Below are 18474 nucleotides of genomic sequence, written 5' to 3'. Positions count from 1 at the left end.
TTATCGCTCCTCGCCCGGTTCAGGTGGGATATGGATCTCTTCAGGCATCTTGTCGGTGTCCTCGGCCCTGACCAGAACATTGCTGTCCTCGTCAATCTGATACGGCACGTCAGCCTCTACCCCGTCGATTCCGGTCTTGACCACTACATTGGTGTAGCGCTTGCCATCCCAGCAGCGAAAAACCAGGGTTGAATTCTCCCCGCCTGAAAGCGTTGAGCCGAGGCTGCCGATGAGTCGGCTGTCGGCACCGGCGGTCAACACGCAGTTTTTGCCGGCGGTCAGCTTGCTGCGATCCCCAGCCATCAGCACACAGTCGTCGCCAGCGGTGAGTTTGCTGCGATCGCCCGCCGTCAGGTAACTGTTGCTGCCAGCCAGGAGTTTGCTGCGGTCGCCGGCTGTCTGAGTGCTGTCGGCACCGGCCGTCAGCTTGCTGCGATCACCCGCCATCTGGATGCTGTTGGCGCCGGCGATCAACGTGCTGCGCGAACCCGCTGTTTGCGAGCTGCCCTTGCCGGCGATCAACATACTTTTATGCCCGGCAATCTGCGTGCTTTCCTGACCCGCAATCAGCGAGCTCTTATGACTGGCGATCTGGTTGCTGCCATATCCGGCGGTCAAGCTGCTGCGTATCCCGGAGGTGAGGCTGCTGCCATACCCGGCGGTCAGGACGCTGTGCAGTCCACTGATCAGTGTGCTGCCGTAACCGGCGGTCAAATAGCTGCGAATGCCGCTGGTCAAGCTGCTGCCGTAACCGGCAATCAGCGAGCTGTCTTGCCCTGCAACCCCGGTGCTGCCGTAACCGGCGGTCAATGTGCTGTCACGCGCCGCCATCTGGGTACTGCCATAACCCGCGGTCAGCGTGCTCTCGTAGCCGGCGGTCTGCGAACTGCCGTAACCAGCCATCAGCGAACTGCCAGATCCTGCGATTTCCGTACTGCCGTAGCCGGCGGTCAGGGTGCTGCTGTCGAGTGCGGTGAGCGTGCTGCCATAACCCGCGGTCAGGATACTGTCGTCACCTGCGGTCTGTGTGCTGCCATATCCGGCGATCAGGGTGCTCTCGTACCCTGCGGTCGAAGTGCTGCCATAACCGGTGGTCAGCGAACTTTGTTCCTGAGCGGTCTGCGTACTGCCGTAGCCGGCGGTCAGGGTGCTGCCATAGCCTGCGGTTTGCGTACTGCCGTAGCCGGCAATCAACGAGCTTTGATAGCCCGCCGTCGAAGTACTGCCGTAGCCAGTGGTCAGCGAGCTGTTGTCCTGCGCGGTTTGCGTGCTGCCGTAGCCGGCAGTCAGGGTGCTCTCGTACCCCGTTGTTTGCGTGCTGCCATAACCGGCGATCAGCGAACTGTTGAATCCCGCGGTTGAGGTACTGCCGTATCCCGCAGTGAGGGAACTGTCTTCCTGAGCAGTCTGGGTACTCCCGTAACCCGCGGTCAGGGTGCTTTCGTGTCCGGCAGTCTGGGTGCTTCCATAACCTGCGATCAGCGAACTGTCAGGCCCGGCGGTGCTCGTGCTGCCATAACCTGCTGTGAGCGAACTGCCTTCCTGTGCGGTCTGGGTACTGCCGTAACCGGCAGTCATGATGCTTCCGTGGCCGGCAGTTTGCGTGCTGCCGTAACCGGCGATCAGCGAGCTGTCGTAACCCGCGGTTTCGGTACTGCCGTAACCGGCAATGAGGTCACTGCTTTCCTGGGCAGTCTGAGTGCTGCCATAACCCGAGGTCAGAATGCTTTTGTAGCCGGCAGTCTGGGTGCTGCCATAACCGGCAATCAGAGCACTGCCATGCCCGGCGGTTTGTGAGCTGCCATAACCGGCAGTCACCATGCTGTCTGGTCCGGTGGTGGCCGTGCTGCCGTAACCGGCGGTGAGATCACTGCCTTCCTGAGCCGTTTGTGTACTGCCGTAACCGGCGGTCAGTGAGCTTTCCTGACCCGCAGTCTGCGTGCTGCCATAACCCGCGATCAGCGAACTGTCGGAGCCGGCGGTGCCGGTGCTGCCGTAACCGGCGGTGAGATCGCTACCGATCTGCGCGGTTTGCGTACTGCCATAACCCGCGGTCAGCGAGCTTTCGCCGCCAGCAGTCTGCGTACTGCCGTAACCCGCGATCAGCGAACTGTCGGAGCCGGCGGTGCTGGTGCTGCCGTAACCGGCGGTGAGATCACTGCCCTCTTGGGCTGTTTGCGTACTGCCATAACCGGCGGTCAGCGAGCTTTCGCCGCCAGCCGTTTGCGTACTGCCATACCCGGCGATCAGCGAACTGTCAGTACCGGCGGTGCTTGTGCTGCCATAGCCGGCAGTGAGATCACTGCCCTCTTGGGCTGTCTGGGTGCTGCCGTAACCGGCGGTCAGCGAGCTTTCTCCGCCTGCAGTCTGCGTACTGCCATACCCGGCAATCAACGAACTGTCGGAGCCTGCGGTGCCGGTGCTGCCGTAACCAGCAGTGAGATCGCTACCTGCCTTGGCAGTCTGGGTGCTGCCGTAACCCGCCATCAGCGAGCTCTCATCTCCGGCAGTTTGCGTGCTGCCGTAGCCTGCAATGATCGAACTGTCGGACCCCGAAGTTCCGGTACTGCCGTATCCGGCAATAAGTGTGCTGCTGTCTCCGGCGGTTTCAGTACTGCCATAACCGGCAATGAGCTGACTCTGACTGGCGCCCGTTAGCGTACTGCCATAAATCGCTGTTTCGAGCTTTTGCATTGCCCGGACGGTTGTACGCTGTTTGACCACATCAACAGGAACGCCAGCGATAACCGGGAGCGCGGGAAAAGTCTCACTTGTCTCTGGTTGCACTTGAGGAAACTCGAACGTCTCGATCAAATTCGTGGTTGACGCCTCATAATCCGCCGCATTCTCCGCGATGTAATTCAATGCGCTGTTTCGTGTCCCCACATGGACGACTTCCGCACGGGAAAATTTCACGCCTTCGTCATCGTCGAGAAATATCAAGTCGCCTACCGCCACTTCACACACAACCCATCGCGCATCCGCCTGCAGGCTCAGATGGGCGTCTGAACCCTGACCCCAAAGTACGCCTGTCAGGCCGTTTTCAAGTTTCCTCGTCGGCTCCCAAAACCGGCATTCCACCGATCCTGAAGCAGGCCATATCAGACCACAATGGTCGGCCATGTTATTGGCGCATGTCCTCAGAACCAGCACTTTTTCGGTTTTCATTTTGCAATACCTTTTACAACTTCGATCTCTAAAATCCTTTGGAGACAAACGTCCATTATGTATTTCCACACGCAAAACCCGCGCAGGTAACAGCGCTCGAATTAATGAACTAATTCGACTGCACAAGCCTTGAACAAAACATGAAATTCTGGTGAATCCAGGAAAACTGCCGCATCAAACCAATGTCGGGAAAATCTGAAAATACAGAGGAATGTCTATAACTGGCTGAGGGGCAGAAAAATGACTGCGAGTCTTTTTATGGCTCGCTCGGGGCGAAGGGAGAGGCCGTCTGGCCTTATCGAGTCGGCATGCGTCATGATTGGACAGATCCATCATTAAAAGAAGCAAAACGAAGTAGATTTCATCGATGATTAGAAATACTTAACGCCAAATACCACGGCGCACGCCCTCTTTATGCGCCAAAGCCCTGAATAATCAGGGCTTTGGCGTTTACATCATGCGCATCTCGATTGCGGGACTTAGAATACTTGCGCGTCCTCGGCAATTACGCGGCAGCGCTCTCATGCTCACTTTCATGCACATAAACCCAGGAGATACCCGATGGCGACGTGGGGTCCAGCCGCATGAGCGCCGAATCGACTTTTTTCTTGGTGATGCCGTCTTTGACCAGATCAAATACCGTGAGGAAAAGATCCCCCGGCAGAGGCGTGATGGAAAGATTGATGATGTGCGATTCGGGGCTGCCAACGCGCTTGCCGTACAGTCCCCAAAGTCGCTCCCAGTAGTCCGCCCGGTCCATGATCTGGCCATCCGTCAGGACCACTCGAAAGTCGTTCGCCAGCGCATCGTACAAAGGTTTGATGGCGCCCTCGGACTGGCAAGCCACACCGCGTGACCACGGAAAAAAGAGGTTGTACCAACGGTATACCTCGGCTTCGACGAGAGCGGCTTTATCGGATGTTTCGGTTACTCGGCTGATTGCCATCTGTGTTCTCCTTGACAAGCAAAAGGTGGCGGGCCCTGCGTTACAGACCGGGAGTCTGGATACACATCGCCTGAGCGATGCACCGCGCCTTATTCAAGATCCTTCCTGAAATCAACACTTCAATAGTTCCTGGTAGCTCCTGTGACTTTATCGACCAGCCACAAAAGTAGTCGCTTGGCTGTCGGACTGCACCGGGAGCTGACCAACGGTTTTAGTTGCGCAGCATGACAAGTTCGAATAGTTGGCACCGACGCAGATCACCAGGTTCCCTGCACAAACCGGTTGCGCCCCAGCGCCTTGGCGTTATACAGCGCCTGATCCGCCCCCTCGATCAACCCTCGCAGGGTTTCCAGTTGCGACCCCGAGGCCGTAGCGATGCCGATACTCACACTCAGCCTGCCGAACGGGCTGGACGGGTGCGGGAGGTGCTCCTGCTGCAAGCGATCGAGGATCATCTGCGCCACCACCGCAGCACCGCCACTGTCGGTGGCCGGCATGATCACGCTCATCTCCTCGCCGCCGTAACGCGCCACCAGATCCGACGGACGCCGTACACAACCTTCGAGGATTGTGCCGACCTTCTGCAGGCAGGCATCGCCGGCGACATGCCCGAACGAATCGTTGAACAGCTTGAAGTAATCGATATCGATCATCAGCAACGCCAGCGTCGTGCCGTCACGTTGGGCGCGCCGGGCTTCCATGGCGAGGCTCTCATCGAAGCAGCGCCGGTTGGCCAGACCGGTCAGCGAGTCTTTCATCGCCAGCAATTCAAGCTGACGATTGGATGAGAGCAACTGCTGCTGCGTCCCGCGCAATTGGTCTTCAGCCCTGGTACGCCTGCGAATATCGAGAATCAGGAGCCAGCCGATGAGCCCGGTAAGCCCCAGCAACCCCGCGACCACCACTGCCGACAGCCAGGCTTCCATGCGCCACGCAGCGAGGGCTTCGCGCTTGCCGAGGGCGACCGTGGTGATCAGCGGCAACCGGTCACTCTTGCGAAAGGCATAGAGCCGCTCGACGCCATCCAGACTGGAAGTAAACGACGCGGTACCGACCGATCGATCGACCAGATACTTCGCATAGATGGGCGACTTGGAAAAATTGCGGCCCATGTCCTGCTCGCGGAACGGATAGCGCACCAGCAACGTACCGTCGGTATAGGACAAGCCGATAGCACCCTCCTGGCCCACATCGATCTTGCCGAACAGGCGCAGGAAGTTTTCGATTCCCAGGGTTACCGCCACCACACCGGCAAACTCGCCGTGCGCATCATTGAAACGGCGGCTGACAGTGATTACCCACTCCTGATTGGAGCGACTCTGGATCGGCGGACCGATAAAAGTTTCGCGGCTCGGATCATCGCGATGATGGATGAAATAAACACGATCACTGCTGTTGGCCCCGGCCGGAATCGGTCGATTGGAAGACATCAGCCAACGGCCCTGATTATCGTAGATGGTGATGCCGCTGAGCTGCGGCATCAGCGGTTCCTGACGATTGACCAGTGCGCTCAGACGCTGGATCTGCGCGGGGCCACTGCCTTCGGTTTCCAGGCGTTCGACGAGCCCGAGCAGCAGCAACGAACTCTGGCGGACGATGCCTTCGGAGTAAGTTGCCAGCGCCTGGGTCAGGTTCAAGCCATGAACGTTGACTTCCTCCAGCGCGCGCTCTCGAGAGGCCAGCACTTTCCACACCGTCAGTGACGCGAGGGAACAACCGATCACCAACAACAAAAGCACAACCAGGCGGGTATCACGCTTCACATTACTACCTTTGGGAAAGTCCGGTTTCCGTTCCTGCGGCGGGTCGAGCGACTCGATGACTGCAGCCGCGTGTCCTTGTCGCGCGCAAGGATACAAGTAGCACTGGCTGGCTGCAGCAACAGATTATGTGGCGCAAAAAACGTACTTCCGATTTGCGCGGCGTCGCCCGGAAAAACTGTGCTAAAGACTTCAGGACAGGATTTGCGCCTGGCGAAACAACGACAAGAATGCCAGACCAAATCATCGCCAGGCTTTCAGAATCCGCTTGGCGCCACCCGTCTGAAGCCAACTTTCTGACGCCTGTTTCACGACCCTTTCCCGTTGTTTTGCCAGGCATAAAATTTTGGCACTTTTGCGCAACAAGTTGACATCCAAAAGCATGCCACGGGCCACCGATATCATTAGAGTATGCGCCCTTAAAAAGGAAAGGACTCTTGATGACTCAGTCACTCTCACGGCGCGTTGTGGCGATTACCGGCGCCCTGGGGAATCTCGGCGAGACCCTGGCGGACATGGCCGCAGCCCAGGGCGCGGATCTGGTGCTGATCGATCGGGCGACGATTATGCTGCCCAGCTCGCACAATCGACTGGTCCTGTCCGGTATCGATCTGACTTCCGTTGCCGATTGCCAGGCAGTCGCCCACCAGATCAACCGCTATTTCGGCCGTCTCGATGCACTGGTCAACGGCGCCGGCGGCTATGCGTGGGAACCGTTGCTGGGCGGTGCGCTCGAGGCCTGGGATCGGCTCTACTCGCTGAACCTTCGAACCGCATTGAACGCCAGCAAAGCCCTGCTGCCGTTGCTGCTGCAGTCCTCGGCCGGGCGCATCGTCAATATCGGCGCGAGCATGGCGGCGAAGGCCGGACTGGGGATGGGCGCTTACGCCGCGTCGAAATCCAGCGTCCTGCGCCTGACTGAAAGCCTCGCCGAAGAACTCAAAGACATGAGCATCACGGTCAATGCCGTGTTGCCGAGCATTCTCGACACCCCGCAAAACCGGGAAGCCATGCCCGACGCCGAGCATCAGCGCTGGGTGACACCGGCGCAGCTGGCGGCGGTGATTCTGTTTCTGATTTCGGAGCAAGCGTCGGCGGTCACCGGTACCGGCATTCCGGTGATCGGGCGCATGTAGGATCTATTGACGCCGCGCGCCTTGGCGACGTCGCTTTCTTCACCTTTCGGAAAAGCAAGATCACCGGATTACCGGACTTCCCCTCCCCCCATGCGACCCGCCACTTCCAGCGCTGCCTTCGTGAACCACGTCCTTGATGTCGCCGAACAATACGGCTGCGATGTTGATTGGCTGTTGCAGCAGACCGGACTCTCACGCGAGCAGTTGTCCGACTCGATCGTGCGCATTCCCATGCGCCAACTGCGTGCCTTGCTGGAACTGGCGGCACTGAGCAGCAACCTGCCGCATTTCGGCCTGTTGGTCGGCGCCGCCGTGCGCCCGGGCACCTATGGCGTGCTGGGTTATGTGCTGATGACCAGCGCGACACTCGGCGAGTCGCTGAACATGATTTTGCGATTCGGCAAGATCGTTTACGACAGCCCGTCCAGCCAGACCCGGATCGTCATCGGTGACGGCCGCGTGACGCTCGAAGATCAACGCATCAGTGAGCTGGAGCCTTACTGCGCCCTGCATCAGGAAGCGCTGATGGTCGGCTGGGCAGCGTTCGGCCGCTGGTTGATCGCCAGCAATCAGCCAATGCTGGAAGTGCGGATGATGCATCCGGCGGTGGGCGAACCGGCGCTGTATGAACACTTCTTTGGCTGTCCGGTGCAGTTCGAGGCCGGCTGCAATGCGCTGGTGTTTGCCGAGTCGACACTCTCGACGCGGATCCAGGGCGCCGACCCGCGCATGCATCGCAGCATGCTGCTGGAGGCCGACTGGCAGTTGTGTCTGACGTACCCGGCATTTTCCGTGACTGACCGCTTGCGCGCGCTGCTCACCGAACAATTGCCGACCGGCGATTTCAGCCTGAAAAGCCTGGCCCGGCAGTTGGCGATTTCGCCGCGCACCTTGCAGCGCAAACTGGCGGCTGAAGGGGAAAACTTCAATCAGGTGCTGGAAACCATGCGCATGGAACTGGCCGACCATTACCTTCGCCGGACCGAGACCAGCATCATGAACATCGCCCTGATGCTGGGTTACTCGCAGGCCAGTTCTTTCAGCCATTCCTTTCGTCAGGCCCGCGGGATTTCCCCGGTGGACTACCGCAAGTTGCTGCGCGCCAGATAAGCCCGGTCACGGCTTCAGTTCCAGCAGCGGCTGACCCTTTTTCACCACATAGGTCGCCAGTTCCACGCCTTGGTCCTGGCCGACGTTCTTCGCCACATGGGCCACGCCTGCCGGGATGAACAGCGAGTCACCGGCCTTCAGCGTGACCGCCGGCTGCCCCTCCAGTTGATACTCCAGCGTGCCGCTGAGCACGTGCGCCACCTCGACACCCGGATGCGCATGTCGCGGCGCAGCCACGCCCGGGTCGAAATCGATCCGCGCCTGCAGCACCTCGTGATCGGCGTCGCCCAGGTCCTGATGAATCAGGTCGGTACGGCTCAGACCCTGCTGCCAGCTCATGGCCTGAGCGTCCGCCGCCTGTGCCAGGCCGGTGAATGAAACCAGTGCGGCCACGGTGGCCAGAATCAGTGTGCGTTGCATGCAAATGCCCTCTCGACAGTCATGGTGTGAAGGCCTGCAGGGTGACTGCCGGGTGTAGCGGCGATGTGTCGAAAGACCCGCGTTTGGTCTCGCCGTGTATCGCGCGCAATGCTGGATACACGGCCATACAAAGCACACCGGCTGTGTATCCCAGTGTGTACAGACACCCCGGCGATACATGAACTTGAATCATGGCGCTTTTTCGACATGGGCCAGATACGTCCCCGCGTTCAAATGCCTGCAAGGTTTGCCGGGCTCAGCCCGCACCTGCCCCCGACAGGATTGCCAAGGAGACTTCAGCATGAAAAACGCAGCATCCAACCGTATGAACATCCTCGCCGTGGCGCTGTTCGGCGCGCTGGCGGCGACGCAAATGCCAACGGCTGCCGCCGCGCAGCCGGCACCCGGCGACCACAACATCAGCTATTCCGCACCCTCGCCGTTCGGCCCGCTCAAGCATGTGAAGGCCGGCCTGCTGGATGTGGCCTACGCCGAAACCGGCCCGGCGCAGGGGCCGGTGGTGATTCTGCTGCACGGCTGGCCGTACGACATTCACAGTTATGACGAGGTCGCGCCGTTGCTCGCCGCCAAGGGTTATCGGGTGCTGATGCCGTACGCGCGGGGGTATGGCGACACGCATTTCCTCTCGGACCAGACACCGCGCAACGGCCAGCCTGCGGCGCTGGCCAGCGACGTGATCGACTTCATGGATGCCCTGAACATCAAGCAAGCAGTGCTCGGTGGCTACGACTGGGGCGCACGCTCGGCGGACATCGTCTCGGCGCTGTGGCCGGAACGGGTCAAGGCATTGGTGTCGGTCAGCGGCTATCTGATCGGCAATCAGGCTGCCGGGCAAAATCCGTTGCCACCCAAGGCCGAATTGCAGTGGTGGTATCAGTTCTACTTCGCCACCGAACGTGGCCGCGACGGTTACCGCAAAAACACCCACGACTTCGCCAGGCTGATCTGGCAGCTCGCCTCGCCGAAGTGGACGTTCGATGACGCCACGTTCGACCGCAGCGCCAAAGCGCTGGAGAACCCCGATCACGTCGAGATCACCGTGTTCAACTACCGCTGGCGTCTGGGCCTGGTGCAGGGAGAACCGCAATACGCGGCGCTGGAGCAGAAACTCGCCAGCGCCCCGCCGATCAGCGTGCCGACCATCACCCTCGAGGGTGACGCGAACGGCGCGCCGCACCCGGCGCCCGAGGATTACGCCAAGCGTTTCACCGGCAAGTACCAGTTCCGCCTGATCAACGGCGGCATCGGCCATAACCTGCCGCAGGAAGATCCGCAGGCGTTTGCTCAGGCAGTGATCGACGCCGATCACCTCTGAGGTCGAAGGCAGAAAACGCCTCGGTCTATTTGACCAGGCGTTTTTCCCTGGACGGGCGATAACCGAAAAACGCGCTGTAGCATTTGCTGAAATGGCTCGGCGAAACGAAACCGCAGGCCACCAGCACTTCCATCTGCGACAGCTCGGTGTGCTGCAACAGGCGCCGGGCTTCGGTGATGCGCAATTCCAGGTAATAGCGCTGCGGCGTGGTGCCCAGTTGTTCCTTGAACAAACGCTCCAGCTGTCGCCGCGAGCGACCGGCATACACCGCCAGTTGTTCCAGTTCCAGCGGCTCTTCGAGGTTGGCGTCCATCAGCTTGACCACCTCGCGCAACGGTGCGCTGACGCAGAGGTTTTCATCCGGTTTGATCCGCCGATAGCGCGACTCCTCGAACGCCAGAATGTCCTCGATGCCTTCGACCAGCGCCTTGCCGTGCAGGCTCTTGATCCAGTCCAGCGCCATATGGAAAGCCCCGGACGGACTCGACGCCGTGAGCCGGTCGCGATCGATCACATAAGGTTCGCTGCTGACCTGGGTGGCTTTGGCAATTTCCGTCAGTGCGGGGCGATGTTCCGGGTGAATCGCGCAGCGATAACCATCGAGCAGTCCGGCGCGGCCGAGAAACCACGCACCGTTCCACAAACCGGCCAGACTGACCCCGCGCTCCGCCGCCGAGCGCAGCAAGTTGATCAACTCCTCGCTGGCCTTCAGCTCAGTGCGGTAGCCGCCGCACACCACCAGCAAGTCCAGATCCGCAAGACTGGCCATATCAATTCGCGCGTCCGGGCGAATCACCAGCCCCAGATCGCTGATCACCTCACCCTCGCCCAGCCCGAACGTGCGCGAGCTGAACAGTCCGGCTCGCAACAGGTTGGCAGTGATGATCGTATCCAGCGCCTGGGTGAAGGCCGGCAGCGAAAAGTGTTCCAGCAACAGAAAACCCGTGCGGGTGAGGCGTGAATCTGCAGATTGCTCATTCAGATAGCGAAGGTTTTTGCCCTTCATGCCTCCGCTGAATTGACGTCGTTCGATCAAGGTCTGGCCCATCGGTCATGTTGTTATGCGCCGATAGTTGGCTCGATGGGCCAAAGAGTCAATCACGCTTGCGGCTGATGACTGGTCACGCAGTGAATCCCGCCACCACCGGCAGCGATCGCATCGATGTTCAGCAACTCGACTTTGCGCTCCGGGTACAGCTTCGATAACAGGTCATAAGCCTTTTTGTCGGCCTCCTTGTCACCGAACTCTGGGGCGATGATCGCGCCGTTGATCACGAAGTAGTTGATGTAACCGGCGGCGAAATCCGGGTTGTTCTGGTTGAACTTGCTCTTGCGCGGCTTGAGCGGCGGCGAGATCGTGTGGATCTGCAGCGGGCGACCGTCAGCGTCGGTGGCTTTCTTGAGAATTTCCAGGTGCGCCAGCGTGACCTGGTGATCGTAGGATTCAGGATCGTTGTCGAGATTGGCAATCACCACGCCGGGCTTGATGAACCGCGCATAGAAATCAACGTGGGCGTCGGTGATGTCCTTGCCCTTGATCCCCGGCAGCCAGATGATTTTGCGCAGGCCCAGACGCGCCTTCAATTCAGCCTCGACATCGGCCTTGCTCCAGCCCGGATTGCGGTTGCTGTTGATCCAGCTGCTCTCGGTCATGATCCCGGTGCCGTGGCCGTCGACTTCGATGCCACCCCCCTCGCCCACCAGTTCACTGCGCAGGTAGGTCGCCTGTGCATCGGCGGCCACTCGAGCGGCGATTTTCGCATCCTTGCTGTGCCGCTGTTTGTCGCCCCACCCGTTGAAATTGAAGTCCACCGCGCCAAGCCCGCCCTTGTCATCGATGACAAAATTGGCGCCGATATCGCGCATCCAGATGTCGTCGAGCGCGGCGGTCACGTAGGTGACGTTGCGGGTGCCGCAATACTCTTCGGCGAGGCTACGTTCGCCACTGCGACACAACACCGTGACCGGTTCATACCGGGCGATGGTGCGGGCGATGCGGCCCAGCGCGGCCTGCACATCCGCGGTGAAATCTTCCCAGATTGCGTCCTGTGCGCCGAAAGCGATGAAGGCGCGTTCGTGCCTGTCACCCTCGTCGGGCATGAACCAATCTCCCGCGCTGGCCGCCAGCAGTCTGCCCGGCGCCAGGCCAAGGCCCATGACCGCGGCGCTGACACCGGCGGCAACCGATAGCTGTTTGATGAACTCACGACGTGTCGACATCTCTGGTTTTCCTGAAAAGGGCCGGCGACCGGGTGCCGGCGGTTGAATCATGGCTGAGTGGCGGTTTTGAATTTGGTCCAGGTGCGCATCCGTGCACGCATGTCGGCCTGGGGAATGTCCTTGCCCGGGATCAATCGAGCATAGGTCGCCTCGTCGAGATAGATGTCCGGGTTGTTGCGCATCGCGGCGTCGACGCTGTCCCGCGCCTTGGCGTTGGAAGTCGGGTAACCGGTGAAGTTACTGATCGCCGCCATGTTTTCCGGGCGCATCACGAAGTTGATGAATGCGTAGGCGTATTCCGGGTGTTGCGCGTCGACCGGAATCGCCATGGTATCCATCCACACCGTGGTGCCTTCGCGAGGGATGCGGTACTCGAATTTCGTGGTCTTGCCAGCGCTGTCCGAGGTGCGCTGAGCCTGGGTCATGTCGCCGCTGTAACCCAGCGACAGGCACAGGTTGCCGTTGACCAGATCGGTCACCGGTTGCGACTGGAACTTGCGCACATAAGGCCGCAACTTCATCAGCACCTCACTGGCCGCCGCCAGATCCGCCGGTTTCGCGCTGCGCGGATCGCGCCCCAGATAATTGAGCACCACCGCCAGCACTTCATCCGGCGAGTCGATCAGCGAAATCCCGCAATCGGCAAACTTCGCCGCCAGCTCCGGTTTGAACAGCATATCCAGGCTGTTGACCGGCGCGTCGGCCATACGCTGCTTGATCTGCGCCGCGTTGTAGGTAAGGCCGATGGTGCCCCAGGTGTAGGGCACGGTGGCTTTGCTGGAATGCTCGTAGTGGCTGCGCAATTTCTGCAGACCGGGTTCGATGTCGGCCGTCTCCGTGAGCTTCGATGGGTCCAGCGGCATCAGGCTGCCGGCACGCATCAGGCGCTCGGCCACGGTATCGCCGGGGAAGATCAGGTCGTAGCCGCTACCGCCAGAAAGCATTTTCGCTTCAAGGGTTTCGCTGCCGTCCATGACGTCGTAGATCACCTTGATCCCGGTTTCCGCGGTGAAACGGCTCAGGGTGTCTTCGGCAAAGTAATCGGCCCAGTTGTACAGGCGCAGGGTTTTGTCCTCGGCATGCAGCGCCGGGATCACGCAAGTCAGGGCCAGGCCCAGAACGCCGAGCAGTCGTTTGTGATGCGTAGCCATATCAAACCCCTTGTGCGTTCCAGCGTGCGTGAAGGTTGCGACCATCCTGACTGAGCAGTGCGCCGTACATGTCCGGGCGCCGGTCACGGTAGATGCCCCAGCTCAGGCGTTCTTCGCGCATCGCCTCGAGGTCGAGGCCGTGCACCAGCACGCCCGTGCTGTCGCGGTCGGCTTCGGCGAGCAACTTGCCTTTGTGATCGCTGATGAATGACGAACCGTAGAAGCTCATCTGCAGCGACGGATCGGTGCTCGCAACTTCGCGCCCGACCCGGTTGGCCGCCACCACCGGCAATAGATTGGCAGCGGCATGGCCGCGCATGGTCATCTGCCAGTGGTCGCGGGAATCCAGTGCTGCACAGCCCGGCTCGGAACCAATGGCCGTAGGAAACAGCAACACGTCAGCGCCCATCAACGCCAGACAACGCGCGGTCTCGGGAAACCACTGATCCCAGCAGATACCCACGCCGAGGCGACCGAACGCGGTGTCCCACACACGGAAACCGCTGTCGCCGGGGCTGAAATATTCCTTCTCCTGATAACCGATGGCGTTGGGGATGTGGGTCTTGCGATACACCCCCGACAGACGCCCGTCGGCATCGGCCACGGTGAGCGAATTGAAATACGCGTTGCCGGCCCGCTCGAACCAGCTCAGCGGCAGCACCACGCCCAGCTCTTTGGCCAGCGCGGCGAAACGCTGCAGCACGCGGCTGTCGCGATACTCCTCGGCCAGCGCCAGATGCTTGTGGCTCTGTTCGATGCAGAAATACGGCGTGGCGAACAGCTCCTGCAACAGGATCACCTGCGCGCCCTTCGCGGCCGCCTCACGCACCAGTTGCTCGGCTTGATCGAGGTTGCGCGGCAGATCCCAGGTGCACGGCATCTGGGTGGTGGCGATAGTCAAATGGCTCATCGCTCAACCCTCCACTGGCCAGGCCGGTTGCTGCTGAGTGATGCAATGCACCCCGCCGCCGCCATGGGCCAGATGATTGATACGCACCGGCACCACTTCGCGTCCGGGGAATGCCTGCGCCAGCACTTTCGCCGCCGCCGCGTCGGCCTCGATGCCGTAAGCCGGCATGATGATCGCGCCGTTGGCGATGTAGAAATTGGTGTACGAGGCGCAGAACACTTCAGCTTCGCTGTCCACCGCTTCGCTGGCTTCGTAGAGTTCGATCAGCTCGAACTTGCGGCCCTGTGCGTCGGTCGCCAACTCCAGCGCACGACGGTTTTCGCGCACCACGTCGGCGTACACCGAGCTTTGGTCGTGGGTCGCATCCACCAGCAGCACGCCGGGGCGGGCGAAGGCGCAGACGCCATCAACGTGACCGTCAGTCATGTCGCCGGTGACGTAATCCGGATCACCCGGCAGCCAGATGGTTTTCTTCACGCCGAGCAGACGACTGAAAATCTCTTCCATTTCAGCCTTGCCAATCCCCGGATTGCGGTTGGGGTTGAGCAGCACCGACTCGGTGGTGATCAGCGTGCCTTCGCCATCGACATGAATCGCCCCGCCCTCGTTGCTCAGCGGCGTGCCGAAACATTCCAGCCCCAGATGATTGAGCGCGCGCCGCGCCAGGCTTTCGTCCAGCTCATGCGCCGACTTGCCGCCCCAGGCGTTGAAGCGCCAGCTGACACCGGCCAGACCTTGTTGCGGGTGGCAGATGAAGCTCGGACCGGAGTCGCGGCACCAGCTGTCGTTGACCGCCAGCGGGATCACCTCGATGTTCGGCCCGCACAGGGCTTTGGCGCTCGCCACCACCGAGGGATCAACGACCATTTTCACCGGCTCGAATCGTGCGATGGCGTTGGCGACCCGGGCGAAATCCTCCTGCACCAGCGGCAAGGTCACGCGCCAGCCCGACTCCCACAGCGCCTGGTTATGCGGCCAGACCATCCACGTCGCCGCGTGCGTTACCCATTCGGCAGGCATCATCCAAGCGTTGTTGTTATTCTCGTTGCGCGGCATGACAAGCACCTCTCGATTAAGCCATTGTGTTCAATGGAAATTGCCGGGATTCGGCGTGAGATGAATGCTACGGCGCTGAAATCGCAGCAACAAACGATGGATTTAGCGCACAACTGATTAGAGGAACTTATCGATATGCTCAAACACTGGCCGCCGCTCAGCTCCCTGCGCGGCTTCGAAGCGGCTGCTCGTCTGGGCAGTTTTCACAAGGCCGCCGATGAGCTGAGCCTCACCCAATCGGCGATCAGCCAGCAGATCCGCAGCCTTGAGGCGTACCTCGAACAACCGCTGTTCTTTCGCAGCGGCCGCAGCGTCGCGCTGACCGACGCCGGCCACGATCTGCTCAGCACCACCCAGGCGATGTTGCAGCAACTGGCGGTCGGCATCCGCCGTCTGGGGCAATATCAGAAACCCAATCAACTGGTGCTCAACACCACGCCAGCGTTCGCCCGGCACTGGCTGCTGCCGCGTCTGGCAGATTTTCGGCGCCAGCATCCGCAAGTCGACCTGTGGATTTTCAGCACCGACGAGGTGCCGGACATGGCCACGCAAACCATCGATCTGGCGGTGCGCGACGACATCAGCTCCCAGGCTGAATGCAGCTTCAAGGTGCTGCATGCCGACCGCCTGCTTCCGGCGTGTCACCCCAGCGTGTTGGCGCAACCTGCCGCGCAACGCACGACCCTGCACGGCGAACGGGAAATGGACTGGAGCCACTGGGCGGTGGAGGCCGGGGTCGATGTCGGGCAGCAGGATCAGGGGCTGAATTTTTCCGATCCGGGTTTGTTGCTGGACGCGGCGTGTTCAGGACTTGGGATTGCGTTGGTCAGCCAGTTGCTCAGCCGTCAGGCGCGGGACACGGGGTTGCTGCAACCGTTGGTGGAGCAAACCATTCGTGGCCCGAACTGGGCGCTGTTGACCCATCGTGACAGCGAGAATGACCCGATGGCGCGCAGCTTCACCGAGTGGTTGAGCACTCGGCTGGCAACGCCCGATCAATAATCTCAGACGACCGTGAGATAACCCGCACCGAGCCTGCCTTCCAGACGTCCGTACAGCAGGTAATGTTGATAACCACTGGTAAAGGCACCCATGGAGATCGCGTTCTTGACGTCCTGATTCATCTGAAGATATTGCGCTTCGTCGAAATTCTCGGCACTGACTTCACCGTCGCGCCCAAGCTTGTCACTCGCGACTGGAAGGCCAATGGCGCTACGCTTGCGAAAATCGATGATGCGGTTGACTGCGTGAGCTTCCATTGCCCCCTGACTCGGGGTCATTGCGTAGTGGTGCAAGCCATTTGCTGCGCAACGATTGCACATATCGACGCAGTTTTCTTGAGTCGACTTGAGTCGAGTCAGTTGCGGCAAAGGCAGGTCCAGATACTTGCCGACCTGATATTCAGTCTGATTGAAAATACTGCAACACAGCACTGTATTTCCGTTGCAGTCCAGCACCAGCCAATCGTCCTTGAGCGAGCACGCCTTTTTAGGATAATGCCGAATCAGATTGACCAGATCGTCGTAAGGCGGCAACGCCAGTCTTTCCAGCGTTTGATGATCAACATCCGTGACAGAGACATCACGCTCGACAATCGCCAGGGTCTTCTCCAGCGGCATCATCACTGAATAACCGGTCGCGAACTTGAAACCCAGGCCTTCACTGAATTCGCGCATCAGCGCTTCTTCGTCGATGTTGTCCAGATAGCGGTGGTAGTACACCTCGACCAGAGTATCCAGCCCCTCTCGTTGCTTGATCTCGTGCAATTTGAGCATGTTCTGTTTGACGACTTCGATGTCGCCACCCGCATGCCCTTTCTCGTAGGTTTCCTGGTAAAACCCAGAGAGAGAAATACGGAAAAACCATGGGTTGGCGAGCAACGCAACTTCCATGTTCTTGGCCAGATTCAGATTGGAACTGATACCGCAACGCAAGCCAGCGGCATTGACGATCTCGACAAACTCACCGATTCGCGGATGAATCAACGGCTCTGTCCAGTTATAAAGAAAAATCGATTTGACCCCCTCGACCCGGGCCTTCTCGACGATCTTCCTGAACATGTCGACTTGCATGGCTTTCTTGAAATTGACGTTTTCCGAGTTACCCATCGGGCACGAGGGGCAGCTCAAATTGCACGCACCCACAATATCGATGTACATATTCATGACGAATGAAACTCCTTGAGTGAATAGCGATGCATCCAGAGCCGCCAGTGGCGGTATTCGCCGTCAAAGCGCTATTTATTTGACTGTCCTAGTTTGCGCTTCAGCAAGTTCCGGGCCATTGCCATGCAACGCCATCAACTCCATCACCCAATCGATAAAGACCCTGAGCTTTTGGCTGACATGCCGGTTCGGCGCGTATGCCACATAGAGCGGCATCGGCTCAAGTTGCCAGTCCTCGAACAGCGCCACCAACTCGCCCCGAGAATGATGTGCGTGCGCCATGTACCTGGGCAACCACAGCACACCCATGCCGGCCAGCCCTGCCGCAAGGTAGGCGTTGCCGTCATCCACGGCGAGCACGTGGCGGCCCTTGATCTGCAGGTGTTCGCTGCCGTTGTGCAAGGCGTAAGGCACCGGCTTGCCGGTGCGCGCCCAGAGAAATCCGACCACCCGATGATGCGAGTCTTCCAGCTCACGCGGGTGCTGCGGCGTACCGGCACGGGCCAGATAACTCGGCGCGGCGAAGACCCCAAGCTGAAGATCGGCAACCCGCCGCGCCATGAGTGACTGGTCGAGCAGTTCGCCGCCGCGCACCACGCAATCGACGTTCTCATCAATGATGTCGACGATCCGGTCGCTGACGCCCATATCGATCTGGATTTCCGGGTAGCGCTGGTGAAACATCGGCAGTGCCGGAATCAGAATCAGCCGTGCCAGCGGGCTCGGCACATCCACCCGCAAACGCCCCCTGGGCAGGGCCGACGCGCCGGTCAGGCTAGTTTCGGCATCGTCCATATCGGCCAACAGCCTGATCACCCGCTCGTAATAGATCGCGCCATCGGCCGTGACGTTGACCTTGCGTGTGGTGCGGTTGAGCAACTTGACCCGCAGCCGGGCTTCCAGCTGCTGGATGAGTTGGGTCACCGTAGTCTTGCTCATGTGCAAGGTCTCGGCGGCTTTGGTGAAGCTGCCCGCCTCGACCACCCGGGCGAACGCCTGCATTGCATCGAAACGGTCCACTTTGCGCCCTCGGATTGTTTGGAATCTGCAAACAGTGAACGCCAAGCTTGCGCGTTTATCGCCATGGCGCAAGCCC

15 protein-coding genes are annotated in these 18474 nt (G+C 60.1%); 4 read left to right on the top strand and 11 right to left on the bottom strand.

The window, feature by feature from the left end; translation table 11 throughout:
• The 3 genes from ACIP8I_RS06925 to ACIP8I_RS06915 all read right to left on the bottom strand — a co-directional run bounded on the left by ACIP8I_RS06925 (window position 1) and on the right by ACIP8I_RS06915 (window position 5877).
• On the bottom strand, window positions 1-3168 hold the full coding sequence (locus ACIP8I_RS06925; RefSeq protein WP_400759739.1) for a beta strand repeat-containing protein: 3168 nt from the start codon (window positions 3166-3168) through the stop codon (window positions 1-3).
• A gap of 505 nt (window positions 3169-3673) precedes the next feature.
• Window positions 3674-4114: a hypothetical protein gene (locus ACIP8I_RS06920; protein WP_400759736.1), complete on the bottom strand. Its 441-nt coding sequence runs from the start codon at window positions 4112-4114 to the stop codon at window positions 3674-3676.
• Window positions 4115-4371: 257 nt separating this feature from the next.
• Complete coding sequence (locus ACIP8I_RS06915) at window positions 4372-5877, bottom strand: diguanylate cyclase (RefSeq protein ID WP_400759734.1); 1506 nt, start codon at window positions 5875-5877, stop codon at window positions 4372-4374.
• Window positions 5878-6314: 437 nt separating this feature from the next.
• Here ACIP8I_RS06915 and ACIP8I_RS06910 point away from each other — a divergent pair, with 437 nt between their 5' ends.
• Window positions 6315-7010: an SDR family NAD(P)-dependent oxidoreductase gene (locus tag ACIP8I_RS06910; RefSeq protein ID WP_400759731.1), complete on the top strand. Its 696-nt coding sequence runs from the start codon at window positions 6315-6317 to the stop codon at window positions 7008-7010.
• 120 nt (window positions 7011-7130) lie between these two features.
• Window positions 7131-8120 (top strand): AraC family transcriptional regulator, encoded by a 990-nt coding sequence (locus tag ACIP8I_RS06905; RefSeq protein WP_400759729.1) that lies wholly within the window; start codon window positions 7131-7133, stop codon window positions 8118-8120.
• 6 nt (window positions 8121-8126) lie between these two features.
• Here the strand turns inward: ACIP8I_RS06905 and ACIP8I_RS06900 are convergent, their stop codons facing one another.
• Window positions 8127-8540, bottom strand: a complete 414-nt coding sequence (locus tag ACIP8I_RS06900) for a cupin domain-containing protein (RefSeq protein WP_400759726.1) — start codon at window positions 8538-8540, stop codon at window positions 8127-8129.
• A 301-nt stretch (window positions 8541-8841) separates the two neighbouring features.
• Between ACIP8I_RS06900 and ACIP8I_RS06895 the strand changes: the two genes are divergently transcribed.
• Window positions 8842-9876 carry an alpha/beta fold hydrolase gene (locus ACIP8I_RS06895; RefSeq protein ID WP_400759724.1) on the top strand — a complete coding sequence of 345 codons (1035 nt, stop codon included), beginning with the start codon at window positions 8842-8844 and terminating at the stop codon, window positions 9874-9876.
• Between the two features lie 25 nt (window positions 9877-9901).
• Here ACIP8I_RS06895 and ACIP8I_RS06890 read toward each other — a convergent pair whose 3' ends face one another.
• Genes ACIP8I_RS06890 through ACIP8I_RS06870 form a run of 5 tightly spaced genes read right to left on the bottom strand, consistent with a single transcriptional unit; the run spans window position 9902 to window position 15213 of the window.
• Entirely contained in the window at window positions 9902-10924 is a 1023-nt protein-coding gene (locus tag ACIP8I_RS06890; protein ID WP_400759722.1) for a GlxA family transcriptional regulator, read from the bottom strand.
• A 50-nt stretch (window positions 10925-10974) separates the two neighbouring features.
• Window positions 10975-12096, bottom strand: a complete 1122-nt coding sequence (locus ACIP8I_RS06885; RefSeq protein WP_400759720.1) for an agmatine/peptidylarginine deiminase — start codon at window positions 12094-12096, stop codon at window positions 10975-10977.
• Window positions 12097-12143: 47 nt separating this feature from the next.
• On the bottom strand, window positions 12144-13247 hold the full coding sequence (locus tag ACIP8I_RS06880; protein WP_400759717.1) for an extracellular solute-binding protein: 1104 nt from the start codon (window positions 13245-13247) through the stop codon (window positions 12144-12146).
• A 1-nt stretch (window position 13248) separates the two neighbouring features.
• Window positions 13249-14157 carry an N-carbamoylputrescine amidase gene (gene aguB, locus ACIP8I_RS06875; RefSeq protein ID WP_400759714.1) on the bottom strand — a complete coding sequence of 303 codons (909 nt, stop codon included), beginning with the start codon at window positions 14155-14157 and terminating at the stop codon, window positions 13249-13251.
• A 3-nt stretch (window positions 14158-14160) separates the two neighbouring features.
• Window positions 14161-15213 carry an agmatine/peptidylarginine deiminase gene (locus ACIP8I_RS06870; protein ID WP_400759712.1) on the bottom strand — a complete coding sequence of 351 codons (1053 nt, stop codon included), beginning with the start codon at window positions 15211-15213 and terminating at the stop codon, window positions 14161-14163.
• Between the two features lie 135 nt (window positions 15214-15348).
• Here ACIP8I_RS06870 and ACIP8I_RS06865 point away from each other — a divergent pair, with 135 nt between their 5' ends.
• The gene (locus ACIP8I_RS06865) at window positions 15349-16215 is read left to right on the top strand and encodes a LysR substrate-binding domain-containing protein (RefSeq protein ID WP_400759710.1); all 867 of its coding nucleotides are present in this window, start codon (window positions 15349-15351) and stop codon (window positions 16213-16215) included.
• Between the two features lie 2 nt (window positions 16216-16217).
• Here the strand turns inward: ACIP8I_RS06865 and ACIP8I_RS06860 are convergent, their stop codons facing one another.
• Window positions 16218-17378, bottom strand: a complete 1161-nt coding sequence (locus ACIP8I_RS06860) for a radical SAM protein (protein ID WP_400759708.1) — start codon at window positions 17376-17378, stop codon at window positions 16218-16220.
• Window positions 17379-17453: 75 nt separating this feature from the next.
• Entirely contained in the window at window positions 17454-18398 is a 945-nt protein-coding gene (locus tag ACIP8I_RS06855; protein WP_367084695.1) for a LysR substrate-binding domain-containing protein, read from the bottom strand.
• Window positions 18399-18474: the final 76 nt, after the last annotated feature.

Origin of the sequence: Pseudomonas sp. NPDC088414, from assembly GCF_044753325.1 — a bacterium.
Lineage (GTDB): Bacteria > Pseudomonadota > Gammaproteobacteria > Pseudomonadales > Pseudomonadaceae > Aquipseudomonas.
The sequence above is the reverse complement of the archived record's forward strand: the minus strand, read 5'-3'. Positions and strand labels throughout refer to the sequence as shown.

Excerpts from the sequence above, each read along its gene's own strand:
- ACIP8I_RS06925 (WP_400759739.1), bottom strand. The coding sequence starts at position 3,168 with ATGAAAACCGAAAAAGTGCTGGTTCTGAGGACATGCGCCAATAACATG.
- ACIP8I_RS06920 (WP_400759736.1), bottom strand. The coding sequence starts at position 4,114 with ATGGCAATCAGCCGAGTAACCGAAACATCCGATAAAGCCGCTCTCGTC.
- ACIP8I_RS06910 (WP_400759731.1), top strand. The coding sequence starts at position 6,315 with ATGACTCAGTCACTCTCACGGCGCGTTGTGGCGATTACCGGCGCCCTG.
- ACIP8I_RS06900 (WP_400759726.1), bottom strand. The coding sequence starts at position 8,540 with ATGCAACGCACACTGATTCTGGCCACCGTGGCCGCACTGGTTTCATTC.
- ACIP8I_RS06895 (WP_400759724.1), top strand. The coding sequence starts at position 8,842 with ATGAAAAACGCAGCATCCAACCGTATGAACATCCTCGCCGTGGCGCTG.
- ACIP8I_RS06890 (WP_400759722.1), bottom strand. The coding sequence starts at position 10,924 with ATGGGCCAGACCTTGATCGAACGACGTCAATTCAGCGGAGGCATGAAG.
- ACIP8I_RS06885 (WP_400759720.1), bottom strand. The coding sequence starts at position 12,096 with ATGTCGACACGTCGTGAGTTCATCAAACAGCTATCGGTTGCCGCCGGT.
- ACIP8I_RS06880 (WP_400759717.1), bottom strand. The coding sequence starts at position 13,247 with ATGGCTACGCATCACAAACGACTGCTCGGCGTTCTGGGCCTGGCCCTG.
- aguB (WP_400759714.1), bottom strand. The coding sequence starts at position 14,157 with ATGAGCCATTTGACTATCGCCACCACCCAGATGCCGTGCACCTGGGAT.
- ACIP8I_RS06870 (WP_400759712.1), bottom strand. The coding sequence starts at position 15,213 with ATGCCGCGCAACGAGAATAACAACAACGCTTGGATGATGCCTGCCGAA.
- ACIP8I_RS06865 (WP_400759710.1), top strand. The coding sequence starts at position 15,349 with ATGCTCAAACACTGGCCGCCGCTCAGCTCCCTGCGCGGCTTCGAAGCG.
- ACIP8I_RS06860 (WP_400759708.1), bottom strand. The coding sequence starts at position 17,378 with ATGAATATGTACATCGATATTGTGGGTGCGTGCAATTTGAGCTGCCCC.